Raw genomic sequence first — 22080 nt, 5'->3', positions numbered from 1 at the left:
CGTCGCGCTTATTTTTTTAAAAAACTGTAAATCGCAGCAGTGACTTTGGCAGCATTATTTAAAACAACCACATGATTGCCTTCAGGAATAATTTTAAATTTCGAACCAGCAATTTTTTCGTGGATTTTTTTCGAGATTGCCGATGGGAAAATACTATCTTTGCCGCCGACGATTACGAGGGTCGGAGTTTTGATTTGCGTGAGCTTCGGTTCGAGCTTGAGCTTGATAATTTCCTTCGAGATCAGGGCGTAGCTACGCAGTGAATTGTGCGTGATTGTTCGTATCAGACCAGTCCACTCGTAATCACTGTGAAATTTTCCGACCGGATAATCCGAATGCTTCGGCTTGTAAGGTTTCGGGCTCACGAGTGCGCCTAGATTGGCGAGACCGGCAGCTAGAGCTTTCAGAATTTTCCCGACGAGATATGGCGGTCCGGCATAGGAGCCTGAAATTAAGATTAATTTTTTCAATTTCTCAGGATGCTTGAGTGCGAAATGCATCGCCGTGATAGCACCGAAACAATGTCCGACCAAAACAACTTTTTTGAGTTTTTCTTTCGCCATGATTGCGACGACATCCGCGATGAAATTATCCATCGCATAGCTCGCGAACTTGCGCGGGTGATCGGAATAGCCGTGTCCGCGCAGATCCAGCGCGATTGAGGGCACGCCTTTTCGCGTGAGCTCGTCTCGGATAAAACGCCAAGCGTCGAGATCGCCACCCAAACCATGCAAAAAAAACAGAACTGGTTTTTTGGTCTTGGAGAAATTTTTCTCGTAATACAATTTGTAGCCATCCTGACTCTTCGTTCTCCGCGAGTTGGTCTTGGCAGAATAATCTGCGGAGGGCATGCCTGAAATTTTTTTAAAAATTAGTTTGCGACTGGATGAAATTGGCTGAACAGGTGAGTCTAGTGTCACAACCTTGCGGGGATTTTAGAGGCATTTTCTCGAAGTCGCCAGAAGGCGTGTCTGCCGGTAAGCAGGCAGGTCGTCTAGAAACGAGACACTGTAAAACAATTTTAATCCAAACCTAAAAATGATTAATGTTCTGCAATAAACAAAAAATCACTTTTTAGTGCCCAGTTTTTGAGATTTTTGTAGTAGCGCATAATTACTTTAGAGACAGCAAATCAAAACTACCGTTATCCAAATCTTGCGCGATAAGTCGAAGATTTTTTTCTAAAACAGCAGTAAAAGCTTTATTTTTAGGAGTAATATTTTTACCGACAGCATCCTTTTTCAGCCTGATCACAATAGGAATAATGTATCCCTCTTTTAGTTTGATCAGAAAAACTGCTCTTCCTACTGCTTGTTTGCTGGTTAGATAAACTTTAATGAGTTTAGAATTTTCCGGAGCACCCGAAATTGGAACGCCAATACCATCTTTAACTTTTTTAGCGGCTTTTACGATTGAAGAAATAGGGAAAAACTCACCGATGGGTTCTAATTCATAAAAAACAATGGAATGAGGTAAAAGCAGCATTAATTATTTTTTAGCGAGTTTTTTCGCGATAGCTTTTTTGGCTAATGCGCCCAATTCGTCTACCTTTTGCTGCAAATCGGCTGGAAGCTCAATCATCTGAGGTTTGCCGATGATGACGCTGTCATCAGATTTGAGAAAAACCCTCAAGGCATTATTCAAAACCAAAGATAGCGGAATGCCCATATTTTGAGCTTTTTTGGCCGCTTGATCACGGAGATTAGTACGAAAAGTCAGAGTTGGAGTAGGCATGTTTTTTAATTAATACACCTCAATTTTAACTTAAAATAATCTGTAATGCAAATGTCTTACAGATTATTTTTGTAGCCATCCTGACTCTTCGTTCTCCGCGAGTTGGTCTTGGCAGAATGATCTGCGGAGGGCATGCCTGAAATTTTTTTAAAAATTAGTTTGCGGCTGGATGAAATTGGCTGGGGCGGTAGCCTGCCTGCCGGCAGGCAGGGATTCGAAGCTGGCTCGGAGCTTATCTCAGATTAAAATTTATTCGCGGCGCACGCCGGAAAGTTTCACGAAAAATAAAATTCGTGCTGAGTGGTTTCTCAACCTCACACCCCAAAAATCAAAACCCCCGCCTGCGGCGGAGAACTTGATTTTGGCTGAGCGTGCCAGTCTCGATTCAAACCATTGCAGGGATTCTAGAGGCATTCTTCAGAAGTCGCCAGAAGGCACGTGAGTCGCCTAGAAATGAGACAAATGAGACACTATAAAAGGGGTTTGTCAGAAGATCGCTTTTCGGTATTTTTTGGCTTATTCTGGCGGTTTTCTATCAATTTAATCAATTCCTCCTCGTCTTCTATGCCTTTTAGCTTTCCGTTCAAAAATCCCATCCTATAATCAATCCCTCCGCTCATCAAAACCCAGTTGGTGTCAATCAGTGCTTCTTCAATAGCTTTCTTGAGTTGGCTTCGGCTGTCATATTGGTTGCGACCTGATTTACCATCTCGGATGGTGAATTCAGTAATCACATACTTAGTAATTTCAGGTTTGCCCAGGTCTAATTTATAGTAATCAGCTTTTTCGAGATTGGCTAATAACAACTTCTCAAGATCAACAACGTTTAGCCTTTTTAAATTGTCTAGTTGGTTATAAAGCTTTTTATTTTTCTCTTTGTGCTCGGCTTCCTCACTAATTCTTGCGATGTCTTTCATTGTTATTTGAAAATCTAAATATTCCTTACCTTCTTTTTCCGATAAACAGTATTCAGCTTTGTCTTGTTCAAATTGTTCTATCTCCTTTACGGTTGGTTTTTTCTCGTCTTTATCTTTAGGTAACTCGTATGTGCTTTTTTTCTTATGGTCACATTTAGTGCAAGTTTGAATTGTAATCATCAACCTTCCTTTCAGGGAGCTTTTTGTTTTCATAATTCCAGAGCATTTTTCGCAATACTGATTCAAATCTTTTTCTGTTCCGTCACTATAAAAAGCTCGACCTACTAGACAGTTATCGCATCTGAAATAAAACAAGACTAAGCTGGGCTTCTTGTCCCATTTACCTTGGAGATCTTTTGAAAAGCATTCCATCGCTTCATTGCAATGCAGACAACGCACGTCTGGGACCTTCGTATTTTCTAATTTTTCATCAGCTTCTCGGTCCCTGTCTATCCACTCTCGTATCACACCTTCTCTGTTGGCATAGCGATCACCTTTAGCAAAATACATCGACAAATCAGTAAGACATCCACGTATTTCATATTCGCTGCGATTTGTTTTTATTTTCTTGGTGTGTTTTTTGACATCAGCTTCTCTAAATCTTTTCTCTGCATCTCGACAATATTCAACAGTATGACGATCGTAGAGATCGATATAGTACTGTTCGGACTTTAGATGTTTGTAAACGTGCAAAATTATCCTTATTCAGAATTAGCCGTCTATCTCTAAAGCTTCATCCATGGTTAGCTCTCCGTCTACCACCATTGTTTGCAATTCATCATTCAAGTTGTTGAAATCGTCTATTTGCGAAGGATCTAATTCGCCGTCCGCAACGAGCTCGAGGATTTCTTCATCGTCCATGTTTTAATTTTACTTTCCATAATCAAAATAATACAATTGAGATACTTTCATTGAGAGTGCGGGGAGAGGTTTGGCTCTACGAACCGCCAGCAACCTACCAACAGGCAAGGTGCTAAAACCAAATTGATGAACTCAATGGAGGTTAAAGAATACCTTTTATTTTTTAACTTCCTCAAAATGTCTAAAAAAGACTACTCATCAAAAAAGATGGGTAAATCTACATCACCAAAAGTATTATTTCTTCCCTTAACCCTCTCAGCCGAGGAAGTTTGGAAGAGGACAATAGCGGCTTTCGGGATTGACCAAAAGAAAGATAGCGGATGATAGAAGCTGAGAGTAAAACTTCTAAATAAATGAGAGGAGCAGTAATTTTTATTTTTAACGACAAAACCATGACTACAATAAATATTAATCGCGTTATAGACGACGGCAGTAAGGAGGAAAAAGAAATTTATGAATTAGCAGAGGCGGATACCCGTAAATATAGGCTAATTGGACAGTCAACAGGGATAAATATGGATCACTGTGTGATATTGGGATCAGATCACAAAGTTGATTTTTGGCATAGAGTATACGGATACAGAATTATCCAGAATGAGGAAATGGAAAAGATGATGCTTGAAGCAATGAGGAAAATTAAACCCGAAACCGAATCGTACATTACGGTTGATTTTTATGAGCGTTTTGCAGATAGAGAGGTTATGTTTGTACCTAAGCGTTTAGAAATTCCTGATCGTCCAGAATTAAATAATTTCCCACTCAACATTGTATTTATGACCGTAACTCTGCTTGATGATAATACGGAGAGACACGAAACATCGATATATGAGCCTGATTTATCAACCTTTACGCATGAAGGGGCTGAACAAAAAATGAAATATTATAACAACCTAGATCTTGGACGGCATTTTTGGGCAGAGATTATCTATGATACGAATAAACAATCTTATGTCGGCACTAAATATCACAATGATAAATACGCAGGCATGGCTTTCGGCAAAACCTGGGATATATTTTTCTTCCACTTCACGCTTTTGGGAGTAACTAATGGTGTAGACATATGAACGCAAATAGGTTGGTAAGAAAGTATCAATGCTGGAGAGGGCTTCCCGAAGAGAAGCCCTCGGCTTGTAACCCGCTTCAATCGTTTGAGGATTACGCTGAATTATTTTAGATAAATCAATGTCCGCATGAACCATGAGCCATCATCTCCGTTAATCTTGCACATACCTCATAGCTCCACTTATATTCCAGAGGATTTGCGAAAATCTATCTGTTTAACAGATGATGAACTGAAACAAGAAAAATTGATAATGGTGGATAAATATGCAGATGAGCTATTCAAACCAAGCTCTCCCTTCGTTCAAGAAGTTGTCTTCCCCGTATGCAGGCTTGTCGTCGATCCTGAGAGATTTGTAGATGATTCGATGGAGATAATGGCTAAGAATGGCATGGGAGTGGTGTACACAAGAACAGAGCAGGGCAAACCACTGCGTAAAAGCCTGACTCCAGAAAACAGACGACAGCTAGTCGAAAGATTCTATGTGCCGCACCACGACAAACTATCAAATTTAGTGGGAGCTGCGTTAAGCGAATACGACAAATGTGTGATTGTCGACTGCCATAGTTTTCCATCATCACCTTTTTCTTTTGAGGATGAGAGTCTTGATCGACCAGATATCTGCATAGGGATAGATAGTTTTCATACACCTCGTTGGCTGTCAGATCTCGTGGTGCAATTATTTCAGCAAGAAGGATTCAGTGTCGCGACAAACACGCCTTTCGCGGGATCATTCACGCCAACAAAATATTTTGGCAAAAATAAAAACGTATATTCAGTCATGATCGAAATAAACAGAAAATTGTATATGGACGAAAAAACAGGCGAAAAAAATCCAAATTTTGAATCTTTACAGAAGACGATAAGTAGGAATATTGATTGTTTGTTTCAAAAATTAAAAAATAACACCCACATCTTCTAATAAAAAAGTGACTCTTGTCGATACGCCTCGACAAATTTTTTCAAAATCTGAAAAGCCAAAGACAACGAATATTGTGTGTGGTTAGGAGGTTTTCTCTATAATTATTCCCATAATGCCGAAAAATTTTCCATTTCGACAGGAAGATTTACTGACTGCCAGCAGCTTTACATCTTATTGCGAAGCAAGAGGCATAAAGGTTAAAGAATCAGACCTAGAGAATTTTCATAAACAGGGACTGCTTTATCCCTGTATCAGAGTGTTTCCAGGGGTTAGTGTGTTGATTAAAGTCAAATTGCCAGAACATAATCAGCCAAGATACATCTATCCTGATGATTTTAAAAAGTTCAAAGGAGCAAGACGCATAGATAATAAAAAATACTACTCTTATTGCTCCATCTCTTATGGAACTAAGGACTGGTTAGATTTTTATCTAAAAAGAAAAATGGCGGATTACCCAATAGAGGATAAGAAATTTTCTAAGTGGGAAAAGTATCGATTAAAAGATGCTGGATTTGCTACGGATATGAATAAATTTAAGGACTATCGACTATTGCTTTATTCAAAACATCAAATACATATGCTGGAGAATATCCTGAAGTGGAGACCATTTAACATAACCTTTAACTACCCTCCGAGTGAGAAGCTTTTGGGAACGCTAAAAGAAGATATTCCTAAATGGTTAAGCGCTTTTGATAAAAATTTCAAAGAAAAACGCTACGAGGAATACCTGAAATTTTTTGGGATCCTGATGAAAATTCAAGATATGAATTTTGATTGCCACAAAAAAACAGTCGAAAACACAGAATTCTCGTTAAAAGAATATAGCGAGAAGGATCGAGAAAAGGAATGGATTAATGATTACACCGAATCCAGGAAAGCGCTAATTGCCGAAGAATACTCTCAAAAAGCTAGAAGTATGCTCAAAAAATGTTCAGTTGATGCTCGATGGATAGATGAATGGCGAGAGAAGATATTAACTCAAGGAATATCCTCACATGAGAATCTTAGTATTTTTGATTTAGCTAGAACCAAATATCGTTTATCGAATTTTCACAAGAGAGGCAGGCTTCAATTCATGTTTGATTGTTTTGAGATAAGCAGTTCAATAGAACATTTTTTTGAGTTTTGTAACTATGAAAAATTCATCAGCATCCAAAAATTATTTTGGAATATTGATAAATTCAAGATTTGCGCCGTGTGTGGAAAAGATTTTTTACCGAAAAGATCAAACCAAAAAACATGCTCCTCGAAAGAGTGTACAATGAAAAACAAGCTAGAAATAAAAAGAAATAAGCGAAAAACTAAAGAATATAAAAATTAGATTTTGTCTACGGAACTTAATGGAACTTATTAAGTGTGGGGCGGGGGAGATTAATCTCGACCACGAATCTAACTTTTTTGTTATGCAAAAATCCCTACTTCAATCAAAAAATCTTAAAGTCGTTCAAGTCCCCATTGGAGCTTTAAAACCTAATCCTAAAAATCCAAGGGTTTGGTCGAATCAAGCATTGGAAAATCTGAAGGAAAGCATGCGCCGACATGGATTTGTCGAGCCAGTTATTGCAAATTCTTGCCCCAAACGGAATGGACAGATTATTGGGGGCCACATGAGGAGTGTTGCGGCTCGCGAATTGGGCTACAAAAAAATACCTGTCGTTTGGGTACGCATAGATGACCCAGATAAGGAGATGGAATTGAATTTGCGCTTAAACCGCAATACTGGAGAGTTTAATTTCGAAATGCTGAAAGAATTTGATCCGAGCTTTTTATTAGAAATTGGCTTTGACGATAAAGATTTATCTGAAACTTGGGATGACTTACTCCAAGCCGAGGATGATGACTTTATTGTCGAGGAAGAAATCAAAAAAATCAAGATACCAAAAACAAAAACGGGAGAATTATATCAACTTGGTGGACACCGATTAATTTGTGGAGACTCTACCGATCCTAATGTCGTTAAAAGGCTGGTTGGTTCCGAAAAAATAGATGTTCTTGCTTGCGACCCTCCCTATAATATAAATCTTAATTATGACAAAGGGCTTGGCGGCAAGAAGAATTACGGCGGAACGCTGACTAACGATTGCAGGTCAGATGAGGATTATCGAAAGTTTCTCAAAAAGACAATTGAGAATGGTTTGGCGGTAACCAAAAAAGATTGTCACGCATTTTATTTTTGCTCACAGCGATACATAGGGATAATTCAATCTCTCTTTTCAGAGCTTGGTTTGGAGAATAAAAAAGTTTGCATCTGGGTGAAAAATAATCAGAACCCTACTGTTCAAGTGGCATTTAATTGTGTATACGAGCCAGTAGTTTACGCCGTTAGAGGAAAGCCATATCTCAACACAGATATTACCAAGTTTAACGAGATACTCAATAAGGAAATTGAAACGGGCAATCGTGGGGTGGCTGATATTTTGGACTATTTAGATATTTGGTTAATAAAAAGACTTCCTACCAATCAATATTTTCATCCGACAGAAAAAAGCCCGACACTTTATGAAAAACCATTTCGACGTTGCACTAAAATTGGAGATAGGATTCTCGATCTATTTGCTGGTTCAGGATCTGTTATGGTGGCGGCTCACCAATTGAAACGCAAGGCATTTCTTTGTGAGCTTGAGCCCATTTTTTGCGATTTAATAATTTCACGTTATGAAAAACTTACAGGCCAAAAGGCCGTCAAAATCGGTTAAACCCGGAGATATCTTCGTCTTGGGCGATCACATCCTTGGGTGTGGCGATGCCGCTGATTCGGCTTTCGTGAAAAAGCTGATTGGCAAAGAAAAAATTCAGCTCTGCCTCACGGATCCTCCTTATGGAGTCGCATATGTCGAAAGCAAGCAAAATTTCAAACAAGGGATCAAACACAAAGTAATTTTGAATGATCACCTCCAAAGCGAGAAAGAATACTCCGCTTTTACTCAAAAATGGCTGGAAGCCATGAAGCCGCATCTTGCGAGTAAAAATTCCTGCTACATTTTCAATTCAGACAGAATGCTGTTTGCTCTGCGAGATGGGATGCAAAACGCTGGCTTCAAATTTTCACAATTACTCATTTGGGTAAAAACCCAAGCTGTAATTGGTCGCCTAGATTATTTACCAATGCACGAGCTAATTGCCTACGGATGGTTCGGCAGACACCACTTTCGGAAATCCAAAGATAAAAGTGTGTTGGTTTATCCAAAACCGAGTAAATCAGAATTTCACGCTACTCAAAAACCGGTTGGACTTTTACGAAGATTGATTCTCAATAGTTCTGAGATTGGCGACATCGTTTACGACCCTTTTCTCGGTAGTGGCTCAACTTTACTCGCTGCCGAGCAAACCAAGCGCAAATGTATTGGCATAGAAATTGATCCTGAGTACTGCCAAGTCGTTATCTCTCGATGGGAGTCTCTTACCAAACTTAAAGCCCAAAAATTATGAAATCCGAACTAATTGATCAACGTCAACAGAAGCAGAAAGAGCTTCTAATCGAGCAGCTAAAGAAAATGCCGATTATTCAGGTTGCTTGCGAAAAAATCAGTGTGGGTCGAGCGACTTATTATCGCTGGATGAAAGAAGATGCTGACTTTAAAGAGCAAGCGAGTGAAGCAATTGAAATAGGGGTAAAGCTCATGAACGACTTTGCTGAATCTCAATTAATTACTGCCATTAAGAATAGTAACTTGCCGGCTATCACTTTTTGGCTGAGACACCGGCATAAGGCTTATACCCAAAGAGTGGAAGTCACAACCAAAAAAGAAGATTTGGAACTCAACGATGAGCAACAAAAAGCCGTGGAACAGGCTCTTGAATTTGGCGGTTTACTGAAAAAGAAAAAAGCTAATAAAAAGATTAATAAGTAACTTTTGCTATGCAAAAACAACAGCCCATAGAATTACCGCCGGAGCTTTATAAGAAAATAATCAGTGACAACAAAGTCAGAAAAAAAGTCACAAGGGAGAGCCATTACTGGTTTTTTCACGTCTATTTTTCGCATTACATCACTTATCCAACCGCGGATTTTCAGAGGGAGATTTTTGGAATAACGGAAGATGAAGGAACACAAAACGCAGTTATTGTCGCATTCAGAGGATCTGGTAAGTCTACAATTATGAGTCTCTCATATCCGATTTGGGCAATTTTAGGCAAGCAACAGAAAAAGTTTGTTTTGCTGGTCGGACAAACTCAATACCAGGCTCGTCAGCATCTCAAAAATTTAAAACGCGAATTAGAATCAAACGATCTTCTTAAAAAAGATTTAGGACCCTTTGAGGAATGCGACGACTGGAATGCGAGTTCGTTGCTGATCAAGGATCACGATGCCCGCATCATGGCAGTTTCGATGGAGCAGAGTGTTAGAGGTCTGCGCCACAATCAGCACCGCCCCGATTTGATTATTTGCGATGATATCGAAGATTTGGCTTCTGTAAAAACACGAGAGGGGCGTGATAAAACCTATAATTATCTGACTGGCGAAGTTATTCCGGCTGGCAGTCAAAAAACGCGTGTAATCATGATTGGCAACCTTTTGCACGAGGATTCACTTCTGATGCGTATGAAGGAAAAAATCCGAAAAGGAGAAATGTACGGAACCTACAAAGCTTATCCGATTGTTAATAGCAAAAATAAGATTTTATGGCTGGGCAAATATTCCTCAATGAAAGCGATTAGAGAGGAGAAAAAACGAATAGGGAATCACATTGCCTGGGAGCGAGAATATAAATTGAGAATAATCTCTGAAGATGGCCAGTTAATTTGCAGAGATCAAATCCATTATTACAGTGAATTCCCAGAATGCAACTCTGATCGAGACAACAGAGTTGAATTGAGACTCTATTGTCTAGGAGTAGATTTAGCTATTTCGCAAAAACATACAGCCGACTATACGGCTATCGTGCCAGCGCGGGTTTATCTTTTTAAATACAAGCCTTTTATTTATATTTTGCCGAATATTGTTAATAAACGAATGAATTTTTCAGGAGCACAAGAAGAAGTAAAAGCGATAGCTCGTGTTATTTGTGCAGATCATCCAAACTCGGTAGACATGTATGTTGAGTCAGTAGGTTATCAGGCAGCTTTTTGTCATGCTCTCAAAGATGATGGTTTCAAATCAATAGAGGTGCTGATTAAAGGCGATAAGCATTCTCGTCTCTCAGCATCTAGCCATTACATACAATCAGGTAGGGTTCTTTTCCCAAAAAAAGGAGCTGAAAAATTAATTGAACAAATGACGGGATTCGGCATTGAAAAGCATGATGATATGGTCGACGCTTTTACTATTATGGTTAATAAAGTGATGGCTGATCCCCCAAGAAGATTTGTCATAGTTTTTCCTGGCAATGACGACGATGACGAGAATGAATATCATTATTTTTAGTCTGGACTTCCACCACCCATCGGGCATCCTTGGGGTAGCTTCTAACCCCTACAATATGCCTACACCCACAGTCCTTGAGCGACCACAGGAAGCTCAAGCACCACCCGAAAGCGAGCCGGTTCGCTACTGCCTTTACGCGCGAAAATCATCGGAAGATGACGAGCGCCAAGCCCTTTCAATCGAATCGCAAATCAACGAGATGCTGATTCTCGCCAAAAGAAATAACTTGGAAATAGTCGAAACTAGGAAAGAAAGCCACTCAGCCAAAGCCTCAAGCGGACGACCAGTTTTTAATCAAATTGTGAAGGATATTCGCAGCGGAATGTTCACCGGAATTATCACATGGGCACCGGATCGGCTGAGTCGCAATGCGGGGGATTTGGGAACCTTAGTAGATCTCATGGACCAAGGTCTCCTTCACGATATTCGCACCAATGGTCAACGCTTCCGAAACTCACCGAATGAGAAGTTTCTACTGATGATTCTTTGCTCGCAGGCGAAGCTGGAGAACGACAATAGGGGAATCAACGTTAAGCGTGGGCAGAAAACGAAGGCTGAGATGGGAGTTCGACCTTGCATGGCTCCTCTTGGCTATCTCAACCAAAAAGGCTTCGGGAGGCACAACAAGGCTGTTCTTGATCCTGACCGTGCTCCGATCATTCGCGAGATTTACGAGCGGGTGGCGAATCGGGGATGGTCGGGGCGTCAGATCATGAAATGGTTGGAGGGGGAGGTGAATTTCACTACACGAGGAGGCAAACGCGCAAATCTCAGCATCATTTACCGTATGCTTAGTAACGAGTTTTACTATGGCTACTACGAATACCCAATCAGAAGTGGCAATTGGTATCGCGGCAATCACGAACCGATCATCACGAAAGAGATTTTTGAGAAAGCGCGAGAGCAACTCAAAACCGTGCCGAAAAATTGGGGTGTGAAAGATTTTGAATACACGAAGCTATTTACTTGCGGAGTCTGCGGAGGAAATGTGACCGGCGAGGAAAAATTCAAAACGCTCAAAGATGGTACCAAAAAACGTTATATTTACTACCGATGTAATAATGCGAGACTAAATAAGTGCAAGGAAAAATACATTCGTGAAGATGCGATCGCGAAGCAACTCATCGAGCTGATCGATAAAATCGATCTCAACCAACTTGGGATGAGGCAGAAAATCGAGGAAGAAATTTCCCGCTATCAAAAATTCACAACTGGCGTGTTGGGTAGCGAGGCGAAGATTCCGAAGGTGGATGTGCGGAAGTATGCGAAGTATGTTTTGCGAGAGGGCACGAAGGAAGAGAAGCGGGAGCTGATAGGATGTTTGAAGGTTGGGTTGAGGGTGAAGGAGGGGAAAGTGGAAACCGAGCTTACTTCTTCTTAATCGGTTGTGCCTTCTCTGCTAATTCTTGTAGTTTGACTTGAAGTTCGTTCTTCATGCCCTCGATTTGGGTTTTGGCTCCGTCGATCGCGGTACTGGCTTTTGTCAGCGTCGATTGGATCCCAGCGAACTCGCTCAGCTTTTTTGTGATCTCTTCGATCAAAGTATTGATGGCGACCAGATCGACGGCTTCAGATTTCATTTCTTTGGTTTGTAAGCTTAGCAGGAGCTTGGCGCGGGCGAGCTTATAAGCGACCTCAAGCGCGGTGGCGTCGGGATACTCTTTGTCGAGTACGCAGATGGTTCGCTGGCCAGGATAGTCACGGAAAACACCGATGGCCTCACGGACATCCTTGAGTGTGTCTTTACCACTCACGACAGCAACGGCCACGGTTGCGCCGCGGTTCTTCTTCGCGCCTTCCAGCTCGTCGAGTAGAGCGTTGAGGTACATGCCTTTGTCTTTGGCTTCGAAGACAATCCGAAGGGTCGCGCCGCCAGTGTTCGCTGGATTGAGTGTTACGACAGCATCACCTTGTTTGCTGTCGAGCGTTAGTCCAACTTCTTTGGCAGTTGGCAGACAGGTATCACCAAACACGCGGGCGACTTTCTCCAGCTCGGCAAAGACGACTTCCTCGTACTCGAAACCTTTTTGCGTACCTTTGGCCGCTTCGAGCTTGGTAGCCTCTTTGGCGGACTCTTTGGCTTTGATTTCTTTTTCTATGCTGACGAGTCGCTCAATCAAATCTTTTTTGAAACTATAGAGCGGGCTATTCTGATTATTGGCATCGAGGAGTTTTACGACTGTTGAGGCGTCTTCGTCGAAGTACTCGGCGAGGATGGATTTGAATTTGGCTGTGGCACTAGTACTCTGAGTCTCGTCGAAAAGATCAGCAAGTGTGCCGCCTTCGCCAAGGTAGCGTTCGAGTACGTGAGGTAAAACGCCGTCTTTGGAATCGAAATTCTTTTCGAGTTGGTTTTGGATGAGTTTGTCGGCGTCCTCGAGTTTTTTGGCGAATTCTTCTTTGAGATTCTTGAGCTCTATTTCAAGTCCTTGGCGGAATTTCTGGAATTCTTTTTCGACGTAGTCCACGTTACCGACGGTTTCCATGTCTTTCAAGGCGATGAGTCCGATCTTGATGGCCTTGAGCGCGGCGGCTTCGCGCTGGTCAGGTTTGTAGGCTTCAAGGAGTGCGAGGATTTCGGGGTCGGTGATGGTGAGGGAGAAGGGCATAGAAAATTCAAAATTTGCTTTTTTTGTAGGGATATCATACCATGGAGGAAGCCCTGACGATTAGGTCAGAAGGATTCTCGGTTAATGAAGGTTGTCAAGAAGAAGTTAATTATCACTGATAATAAACTTCTCACGCCAGCACCCAATAAGGTGCAGCAGGCAGCTGAGTTAATACGAGTAGCGAAATCGGTGTATTGCATCGGTATCATGCTATCAAAGCTAATCGGCGTAAAAGCAAGCAACATTAAATTTTGATTAAGTGATTGCGTGCATCAGGAGGCAAGAAGTTAGAAATGCCGTATCATAATTCTAACTTCGTTAATTGACCTCCTGATTTTGAAATGGACATAGAACAACTCAAAGACGAATGGATCGTAAAAGAAAAAAGACGACGGTATGCGTACGATAAAAAAAATAAAAAATGGAAGACGAAAAAGAGCTACTTACATTTTGACTACAAAATTAGTAATTCTGATTTTGAAAAATGTCTTCAAAGGATGTTTAAGATGGGCTCTTTCGAAAAACATGGTTTTTTACCTTTCGTAAGAAATATTTCAACTACACTCAAATATAAGAAACAAAAAAATGATAATGGTGAATATATTTTTAACGAGAAGGGAAAAATCAAAAGAAAAATAGAAAAGAAACCTAGACCAATATGCTACGCATCGCATTTCGATTCCTTAATTTATTCATGGATCGGTTTTCTTCTGTCGAAGAAGTACGATGACCTTCTGACACAAGAAGGTCTTGATAAATGTGTTTTGGCTTATAGAAGAATAGAAAAAATAGTGGACGATGAGGAGCTCGGAAAATCAAATATAGATTTTGCGAAAGAGGCTTTTGACGAAATCAAAAACAGGAAAAACTGTGTTGCCATGGCTTTCGATATCAAAAGTTTTTTTGACACACTCAGTCACACGCATCTCAAAATTTGCTGGCGTAAATTTTTCTCGCTACCAAATGACTACTACCCAGTCCTAAAATCTTTGATTAAATTTAGATTTGTGGAGCGAAGCGAGGCCATGAAATTATTTGGCATAAATCCTAAGACTGCTAAAGCAATTTGCCCCTTCGAGGAATTGAGGAATGCTGTGCAGACTAAAAAAATAAAGATTCATAAAAATGAAGAGGAGGAGAAAAAAGGATTTGACGACATAAACATTGGAATACCTCAAGGATCACCCATTAGCGGAGTTTTAGCGAATATCTACATGACAGAGTTCGATAAAACCATCCACGATTTTTTACAAAGCAGAGGCGGATCATACAGACGGTACAGTGATGACATGTTGGTGATTTGTGATGCGCAGTATAAAGGTGAAGTAATGAAAAAAATGACCGAAGAAATAGCTAAATATCACTTAAAAATTAGTGAAGATAAAACAGAGCTTGTTGAATTTTACGAAGATAACGGCACAATAAAAATTGATCAATCGGACTCGAAATCGAACAGACCAGCGTTGCAATATTTAGGTTTTGAATTTGACGGCAAGAAAATATTAATCCGAGCATCAAGCATGGCTAGGTTTTATAGAAAGATGAAGAGCGCCGTGCATGCTGCGGCAATTCGAGCAAGCAAAAACCCCAAAGATAAAACTATTTGGAAAGACAGACTCTATAAAAAATTTACCCATCTTGGAAAACAGAATTTTATTTCTTATGCGAAAAAAGCATTTCGCGACATTATGAAAATTGATAGTATCAAAAAACAAATTTCACGATATTGGAAAATATTGCACAAAGAAATAGATAAAAGATCGGGACGCATCAAGTATTAATTACTTCCAACTCGACGCGAGGATTCTAATCTTAGATTTGGGATTTTGATTTTTTGACATGATGCAAAATCAAAGATTCGCATAGTCGCAATCATGAGTTATTTTAACTCGATCTACTCCATGGGCCACTTCTTTATCAGGTGGTCAATTTCCTGCATGATACGCCGAGTTTCGCGAAGCGAAACAACGATTTTCATGTAGTGTTTGAGATCATCGACTGATAAACATCGCTCGGCTTTTTTGCGGTCTTTTAGCCATTTTTCTAGTACCTGATAGCCGCCAATCATAAATTCCCACACTTCCTTTTCGATACCATCGAAATATTGTCCAGCATTTACATAGACACGTTGTTTTTGCGGATCGTACTCAACTTTTGTTACTTTCCAATCATCTGTTCCGACGGGAGCTTCGTCCTCCGCTTTCACGCCCCATTTGCTTGTGTCGTCAAAAATAGTTGGTGATGAATCGAATGGGTTTTTGCCAAGGAGGTGAAGATTTACAAGCTGACGACCATTTACCACAAGATGTTTGAATAACCTAGAGTTGGAAGTAAGCGGGAGGCGTGGAAAGTCGATCTTCAACTGTTCAGCATAACGAGCGCGATACGCGGGTGAGTGGAAGACGGCGTAGGTGTAATAAAATACGTCTTCGGCGTCAAAATATCTATCTGATGGTCGTATCTGAGGTGATTTACTACCGTGTGGCACGCTGCACATCAACTCACACCAACGACCGCCAAAATACTTCAAATAGCCTTCCTTTTTTGCGGACTCATTCTCAGCATCCTCTCTCGCCACCATTTCTCGCACATCGGGATCAAATTTTAAGTCAATTTTGTTTTCTAGATCGGCTATGAATTTTGGATTGAGGTTAGGTGTGCGAGTCTTAATTTGTTGCCCACCTTTCAAAAATTTCGTCTCGTCGTTTTCGGTCGAGTTTTTTTCTGTTTCGGGGTAGAGGTAGAGAGGAAAAAGATAATTTTGATCAGAAACAATATGAATATCGATTAGGCTATTTACGCAAAACAAATGCTTAAAATTCTCATCGGGAAGCAACCGTGTTGTCACTAATCCCAAATTCGGTTGAAGCATGTGGCGCATGGTTTCCCAGCCTGGACGACTTGTAAATCCAACTTTGTAATATAAAAACTGTTCATCAAAAGGTCGATATTGGCATTTATAAATTGCCGAATTGTCGAAACTTTGTTCAGTAAGTTTGTCTTTAAACTTATAGCTACTTGAGTTTTTGATTTCGTATTTTTCAACAAATTTCCGCTCACAATCTTCCGAAAATGCTTTCTTCATCCTTGCCTCAAGTTTCTTTTTTTCGTAATCAAAACAAAGATTATCACGATCAGTTTTTACTCCACTTCCAGATTGTTCAAAAATATCAGTCACTCCCCAAAATTGCCCGTACTCCAACATTTTTTCTCCTGCATCAGCAGCTGGTGGCACGAGGAAATTGAGTGCGCCGAGTTTCTTACTCCACCGTGTCGCGCAGAAATCAGCGTTGAATTTTTGCCAGTCAATCTCACACCACGCGTTTTTTTTAAACCAATCAGTGTCGGCAAAACTTTTTTCAACTTGCGTATTACACCACTCAAATTTGGCGTCTTTTCGACCCCAAAGATCAAGATACTTCACGACACATTTTTCATGGCGCTCCGGCAACCGTACGAAGATATTTATCGAGACGCCAGTCTGGATGTTGAAAACATTTTCGTCTTTGCTTCCATCGGGACTCGTCTCGCCTTTGCGACTGTTGCCGTGTAGATTCACGATGTACACCTCGTCGAAATCTGCGAGGATGCTTGCTCGCATTTGGCGGTGTGTCACGCCGTCGAGAAAGCTATTTGCCGTAATCATCGCGAAAATTCCACTACCAGATTTTTCGATTTTCCACTGTGCGAAACGGATGAATTTAATGTAATCATCATCGAGATTGATTTTCTTTTCGTTGAGATTTTTCTTGTAGTCATCAAGTAGTTTTAAAATCCACGGCTGTTTATTCATCATCCCGAAATTCGAATATGGTGGATTGCCGAGGATGGCGAGTACGGGTGCTTCATTTTTTACTTTTGTAGCCCTATTGCTTTCTTCCGCAATTTTTAACCCTGGCATGTCGAGTCGTGGAGGTTGATTCGGATCGTCGAGCGTATTTGTGAGATAGATTTGGAAGCGATCATTCGTCGTGTCTCCGTCTTCGTAAGTTTCTTCCCACCGGAAACCGTATTTCTCGATGATTAATGACAACTTAAGATGTGCCATCGCATACGGCGCCATCATAATTTCGAAACCGTAAAAGTGCTTTAAAATGTGATTGCGAACGACCTTGGAAAACTTTCCTTTCACAATACTTTCACCGAGTGTGCCGTTTTCGGATGTAATGTTTTGGTAGATGGTTTGAATCGCAGACATGAGGAAAGTGCCCGTACCAGTCGCTGGATCGAGAATACTCACACTTTCATCGGCAAGACCTTCTTTTTTACTGAACTTTTTACGAAGTAGTGAATCGGTTGCAGCGACGATGAAATCTACCACTGGTTTCGGTGTGTAAAAAACGCCACCTTGCTTCTTGGCCTCGGGATCGTAAGCTTCCAAAAAATCTTCATAGAAATACTCTGCCACTGGATCGCGACCGCGTTTCGGGTCTTCCAGCCTGGCTTTGATGCTGCCAATCTCCGAGTTTTTCAGTTGCTCCAGCACGCCATTTACCGCGTGCGAAATGCTCTTTTCCGAGTTCGAAACATTTTTTACGAGGTCGTACATTCCTCGCAAAATCGGCACATTTTTCGGCAGATAATCAATCGCTGTCGTGAGCGTGAGTGATTCGTCGGCATCTCGTTCCTCATGTTCGAGCGCAGCGAGAAAAAGCGAGTATGCCATTGTCTCTGCCACCATGTTGGCAAATTGATGAGGTTTAATAGCTTCAACAAGTGTCTCTTCGAAAAACTTTTTTAATTTAACTAACTCAGAATTTTCGACAGATTTCTTCAAAACATCTTCGATTTGCTGACTTAAAAATTTAGCCTTACGAGCAAGAGCTAGTGCCAACTGCTTTGGCGTGCGGGCAGCATAAGCTTGACCTTCGAAAAACTTGAAAAAAAGATCGTGAAGTTTTTGATCTTCTCCAATTTTGAAATCCTGTAAATCAAAAAGTAGCGTGGAAATTTTTTCAGCCTTGCCCGCGCTATTCCATTGCCAGAGCTGCCATTCGCGCAGATTTGTAAAAATAATATTTTCTAATGCGTCTTCGTATTTTTTAAATTGCTTTTGAAATTTCTCTTTGGTGAGCGAATCATTTGGTAATTTCAGCTCGATCCAACCGACGAGGCGGTCGCCCTGGCGTACAGTGATATCTGGGAAGCCGATGTTGTCCTCATGTTGTGTCGAGTTTTCCTCGGCAGTTGCGATTATTTCCTTATATTTAAGTTCTGTCGCTATGTTTTCTATAAAAATACAAAAATCTTTGTAGAGCGTACGTTCAGTACCGCTCTCAAGAAGTTTGGACAACTTAGCCGAAAAAATTCTAATAATATCAGGCATTACTTATTTGAGATTTTAAACTGTAAGGTGAGTAAGTGCTCGGGTGTGATTGCAAGATTGAGTCTTTTTTTAAGTAGAGCTAGGTCATGATCCTTTTCTTTGAAAGCTTGTTTTTGGGCTTCGAAAAAGCGCTCTTGGCTTTTTAGAAAATCCTTCTGTTTTTTGTCGATTTCATCACGAATTTGACGACGTTCATGAGCACCGATTGTACGTGTAGTTTTTAGTTGTTTCTCTATCGTTTCAATTTCATTCTGTTTTTCTTGCATCTCGCGCTGATTCCTAAGTAATTGGTCTTTAGCGTATTGCTGGAGAATATCACGTTGGCGATCGATATAAGCTTCATTTTTATCCTCAATTTCCTGTTTTTTTATATCAATATTTTTTTTGAGCACATCTTTTAAATCATCACGAATGCGCACCGAAGATTCAACTATGCTTTTCCATTCGGTGCTGGCAGGATCGATAAGTCGTTTGAGCTGCTCGGAGCTCTCGATAATTTTCCAGCCATCAACAGTTTTTATAATGCCAGAATATACAAAATCCTCAAATTCTTCTTTGCCGTTATTGGCATTCTGTTGCTCACAGTGCAAACGATGAACCACGATTTGTCCCTCGCACCCAAACCAATCTGTGTGTGTATTTTGGGGATGAAGTATGGCTTTACCGGCAAGTGCCCGCGATGTTCTGTCTTTCGCAAGATATGGTCGCAAGATTTCTGAACGAGAAGAAAGTTGAATAATTCCGCGTTCCTGATCTTCAGGTGAAATTTCACCGACACTGTAGGTTATAGCAAGCTCTTTGGCAGATAGATGTTGCAGCTCGTCTGGAATAGTAGATAGCTTGTAGTAGCGGGGAGCGATTTCACGCCAACCTTTCCGAAAAGCCAATGTGACATAAGCCTGCATGTGTTTGTCGTACCGTGAAAGCGCATCTCTGATGTCTTTACCGCGAATTTGTAATTTTTGACGCACCTCTTCATCGAAATGCTGGATAACTTTACGGTGGGCGTTCTCAAACTTCAAGTCAATTTCATGTGAGAGCTCCAGCTGTAGTTGATCAAATTGCTGCTTAATCTCTTTGTCTGAACGAAAATTCTTAAGAATTCCAAGAATTTTTTTCTCGAAGCCAACACCACTATCGAGAGACCCTAGTGCAACCTCACGCACATCATAACCATCATCAGTTATGACTTCGGTGCCTAAAATCTTGTCTCCAAAATCAAAAAGATTACCGAAAAGTTTGATCTTTTCTCTTAATAATTCATAGATTCTTTTATCTGCATAGTTGGTCTGGTTGAGAAAATTCACAACGAGAACATCAAGCTCTTGACCATAACGATGGCAGCGTCCAATGCGCTGTTCAACTCTCTGTGGGTTCCAGGGCAGATCGTAATTAATCACAACATTAGCAAATTGTAAATTCAGACCCTCAGCACCGGCTTCAGTTGTGATGAGCATGTGACTCTCTGGCTGGCGAAACTTCCAAACAAGAGCACGTCGTTGGTTAATGCTTTTGGAATTTTGTGCGGCTTCTTCTGGGAATTCTTTTGCCCATTCCGCATAAGCGTCCTTAGCTTTTTGTGAAGCATTTGTGCCATTAAAAAGTACAATGCCTTCAAAACCTTTTTGGGTTAAAAGTCTCTCTAGGTAGTCTTGCGTACGACGGGATTCGGTAAAAATAACAACTTTTTCCGGCCAACCCTGCTTGTGGTTAAATTTGAATATTCTGCTAAGCGCACGCACGAGCGCTTCACCTTTCATATTTTTTTGGATTGATTTCGCAAGAAAAAGATAGTGGAGAATGTAATTGAACTCTGCTTTAACTTCTTCTTCTGTAAATTGATGGCCCGTTTTTGGTATAGATTCTTTTTTATCTTCTTGCTTTTCTACCTCGTCTTTATCATCAACGTCTTCATCTTCACCGAGATCGTCAGATATTTCCGCCTCGGCATCTATCTGAGTCTCTTCTTCCATTTCTGATAAATCTCCTAGATTAATTTCAGTATCTTCAAGCGGTAAGACCTGTGTTGGATCGACAATCTCTTTTTTAATTGCTTTTTCAATAGTCACTGGTTCAATAGGACTGCGTCTTTTTTTGAGTTCTTCTTGGAGGACTTGATCAGCAATAGCTTGTAAATCTTTTTGCGAGACAGAAAATTCCAGCTGTAATTTTTTTGCCAAAAATTGTGCTACTTTTTCTAGTGTGCCGGCAATAGCATAAGAAGAACTGGCAAGGATTTTGCGATAGACGAGCTCCATCATATTGCGCTGAGTGGCCAACATAGAAGCAAGATATGGCCTTCCTAAATATTCACTAATACCATCATAGAGATCGATTTCATTTTTTTCTGGTGTGAAATCTTCGGTGATACAGTGACGTTGGGTAAATTTCACAAGCCCTTTGACTTGTTTGCGTAGAGTGCGAGTTAAAACCCCACCTTCTACCGTGCCAGTTTGTTGATCAAATTTACCCATCAGCCTTTCGCGTAAAAGGCTTAAATCAGCACCATTTCGGCTCTTTTGATAAAGCGTTCTGAAGGAATAAGCAGTGCCAAGAATTTTCTCATCAATAAAGCTCACCAAACCATAGAGTTCCATTAAATTGTTCTGAAGCGGCGTAGCGGTAAGTAGAATTTTAGGACGACCTTGGATATTGTCTCGTAAACGTTTAGCAGTTTTATTGCCTCGACGATAGACATTACGCATGCGGTGGGCTTCATCAATTACAATTAAATCCCAAGCAGTTTTTTTTACGTACATTTCATATTTTTGGCTCGAGCCAAAGTTGTGAGAAGCAATATAAATACCGCCTTCTTTGTTATCGAATGGATTAAAAGATTGAGTTTCCTTAATAAGTTTTTGCAATTTAGCACCGTCAATCAAAATTGAATCTAAACCAAAACGATCCCGTAATTCATCGACCCACTGTGTACGAAGTGAAGCCGGCACCAAAATGAGGATTTTTCTTTTTCCTTCTACCCAAAGCTGATTAAGGATTAATCCAGCTTCGATTGTCTTACCTAGACCAACTTCATCAGCTAAAATTGCGCCTCTGGAGATAGGGCTATTAAAAGCAAAAACTGCCGCATCTATCTGATGTGGATTGAGAGCGACATTTGCCGAGCGAATAGATCCATTAAGTTTCTCCAGCGCATGCTGTGGATGTTTTTGGCTAATTTGGCTAGCGAGATAGCAACGAAGTAGCTTGGACATTTTTTGTATTTTACCCCAAAAACCCTGCCCCCCACGAGTCGGGGCACATAACGGTCTAAGTAGAGAATTTTATT

19 protein-coding genes and 1 riboswitch are annotated in these 22080 nt (G+C 40.7%); of the genes, 10 read left to right on the top strand and 9 right to left on the bottom strand.

Annotated features, from left to right (window positions below):
* Positions 1 to 8 precede the first annotated feature (8 nt).
* The 6 genes from WCV72_02665 to WCV72_02640 form a co-directional block, all read right to left on the bottom strand.
* Positions 9 to 851, bottom strand: a complete 843-nt coding sequence (locus WCV72_02665; protein ID MFA6458270.1) for an alpha/beta hydrolase — start codon at positions 849 to 851, stop codon at positions 9 to 11.
* Positions 852 to 1113: 262 nt separating this feature from the next.
* Positions 1114 to 1485: a hypothetical protein gene (locus WCV72_02660; protein ID MFA6458269.1), complete on the bottom strand. Its 372-nt coding sequence runs from the start codon at positions 1483 to 1485 to the stop codon at positions 1114 to 1116.
* Positions 1486 to 1488: 3 nt separating this feature from the next.
* Entirely contained in the window at positions 1489 to 1734 is a 246-nt protein-coding gene (locus tag WCV72_02655) for a hypothetical protein (protein ID MFA6458268.1), read from the bottom strand.
* A gap of 249 nt (positions 1735 to 1983) precedes the next feature.
* Positions 1984 to 2148, bottom strand: a complete 165-nt coding sequence (locus WCV72_02650; GenBank protein MFA6458267.1) for a hypothetical protein — start codon at positions 2146 to 2148, stop codon at positions 1984 to 1986.
* A gap of 56 nt (positions 2149 to 2204) precedes the next feature.
* On the bottom strand, positions 2205 to 3344 hold the full coding sequence (locus WCV72_02645) for a hypothetical protein (GenBank protein ID MFA6458266.1): 1140 nt from the start codon (positions 3342 to 3344) through the stop codon (positions 2205 to 2207).
* Positions 3345 to 3362: 18 nt separating this feature from the next.
* Complete coding sequence (locus tag WCV72_02640) at positions 3363 to 3512, bottom strand: hypothetical protein (GenBank protein MFA6458265.1); 150 nt, start codon at positions 3510 to 3512, stop codon at positions 3363 to 3365.
* A gap of 44 nt (positions 3513 to 3556) precedes the next feature.
* Positions 3557 to 3660: riboswitch (SAM riboswitch) on the top strand.
* Between WCV72_02640 and WCV72_02635 the strand changes: the two genes are divergently transcribed.
* The 9 genes from WCV72_02635 (at position 3639) to WCV72_02595 (ending at position 12240) form a co-directional block, all read left to right on the top strand.
* A complete protein-coding gene (locus WCV72_02635; GenBank protein ID MFA6458264.1) occupies positions 3639 to 3836 on the top strand; it encodes a hypothetical protein in 198 nt (65 codons plus the stop codon). Its footprint overlaps the riboswitch before it by 22 nt.
* Before the next feature lie 29 nt (positions 3837 to 3865).
* The gene (locus tag WCV72_02630) at positions 3866 to 4576 is read left to right on the top strand and encodes a hypothetical protein (GenBank protein ID MFA6458263.1); all 711 of its coding nucleotides are present in this window, start codon (positions 3866 to 3868) and stop codon (positions 4574 to 4576) included.
* A 126-nt stretch (positions 4577 to 4702) separates the two neighbouring features.
* Positions 4703 to 5494 (top strand): N-formylglutamate amidohydrolase, encoded by a 792-nt coding sequence (locus WCV72_02625; protein MFA6458262.1) that lies wholly within the window; start codon positions 4703 to 4705, stop codon positions 5492 to 5494.
* 112 nt (positions 5495 to 5606) lie between these two features.
* Positions 5607 to 6815 carry a hypothetical protein gene (locus WCV72_02620; protein ID MFA6458261.1) on the top strand — a complete coding sequence of 403 codons (1209 nt, stop codon included), beginning with the start codon at positions 5607 to 5609 and terminating at the stop codon, positions 6813 to 6815.
* An 82-nt stretch (positions 6816 to 6897) separates the two neighbouring features.
* A complete protein-coding gene (locus WCV72_02615) occupies positions 6898 to 8190 on the top strand; it encodes a DNA modification methylase (GenBank protein MFA6458260.1) in 1293 nt (430 codons plus the stop codon).
* Complete coding sequence (locus WCV72_02610) at positions 8150 to 8923, top strand: site-specific DNA-methyltransferase (protein MFA6458259.1); 774 nt, start codon at positions 8150 to 8152, stop codon at positions 8921 to 8923. Before WCV72_02615 ends, WCV72_02610 begins: the two co-directional genes overlap by 41 nt.
* Positions 8920 to 9345: a phBC6A51 family helix-turn-helix protein gene (locus tag WCV72_02605; GenBank protein ID MFA6458258.1), complete on the top strand. Its 426-nt coding sequence runs from the start codon at positions 8920 to 8922 to the stop codon at positions 9343 to 9345. Before WCV72_02610 ends, WCV72_02605 begins: the two co-directional genes overlap by 4 nt.
* 8 nt (positions 9346 to 9353) lie before the next feature.
* Complete coding sequence (locus WCV72_02600; GenBank protein ID MFA6458257.1) at positions 9354 to 10859, top strand: hypothetical protein; 1506 nt, start codon at positions 9354 to 9356, stop codon at positions 10857 to 10859.
* Between the two features lie 55 nt (positions 10860 to 10914).
* Positions 10915 to 12240 carry a recombinase family protein gene (locus WCV72_02595; GenBank protein MFA6458256.1) on the top strand — a complete coding sequence of 442 codons (1326 nt, stop codon included), beginning with the start codon at positions 10915 to 10917 and terminating at the stop codon, positions 12238 to 12240.
* On the opposite strand, the gene WCV72_02590 is transcribed toward WCV72_02595, so the two are convergent.
* Positions 12227 to 13468, bottom strand: coding sequence for a hypothetical protein (locus WCV72_02590; GenBank protein MFA6458255.1), 1242 nt, complete (start codon positions 13466 to 13468; stop codon positions 12227 to 12229). The genes WCV72_02595 and WCV72_02590 overlap by 14 nt on opposite strands.
* A 341-nt stretch (positions 13469 to 13809) precedes the next feature.
* Between WCV72_02590 and drt2 the strand changes: the two genes are divergently transcribed.
* Complete coding sequence (gene drt2 / locus WCV72_02585; GenBank protein MFA6458254.1) at positions 13810 to 15249, top strand: antiviral reverse transcriptase Drt2; 1440 nt, start codon at positions 13810 to 13812, stop codon at positions 15247 to 15249.
* Between the two features lie 113 nt (positions 15250 to 15362).
* Here drt2 and WCV72_02580 read toward each other — a convergent pair whose 3' ends face one another.
* Together WCV72_02580 and WCV72_02575 are read right to left on the bottom strand one after the other, a co-directional pair.
* Complete coding sequence (locus WCV72_02580) at positions 15363 to 18794, bottom strand: type ISP restriction/modification enzyme (protein MFA6458253.1); 3432 nt, start codon at positions 18792 to 18794, stop codon at positions 15363 to 15365.
* Positions 18794 to 22006, bottom strand: a complete 3213-nt coding sequence (locus WCV72_02575) for an SNF2-related protein (GenBank protein ID MFA6458252.1) — start codon at positions 22004 to 22006, stop codon at positions 18794 to 18796. Before WCV72_02575 ends, WCV72_02580 begins: the two co-directional genes overlap by 1 nt.
* Between the last annotated feature and the right edge of the window lie 74 nt (positions 22007 to 22080).

This window comes from Patescibacteria group bacterium (assembly GCA_041665585.1).
Lineage (GTDB): Bacteria > Patescibacteriota > Gracilibacteria > JAHISY01 > JAHISY01 > JAHISY01.
This window is presented reverse-complemented; position numbering and strand designations above follow the sequence as displayed.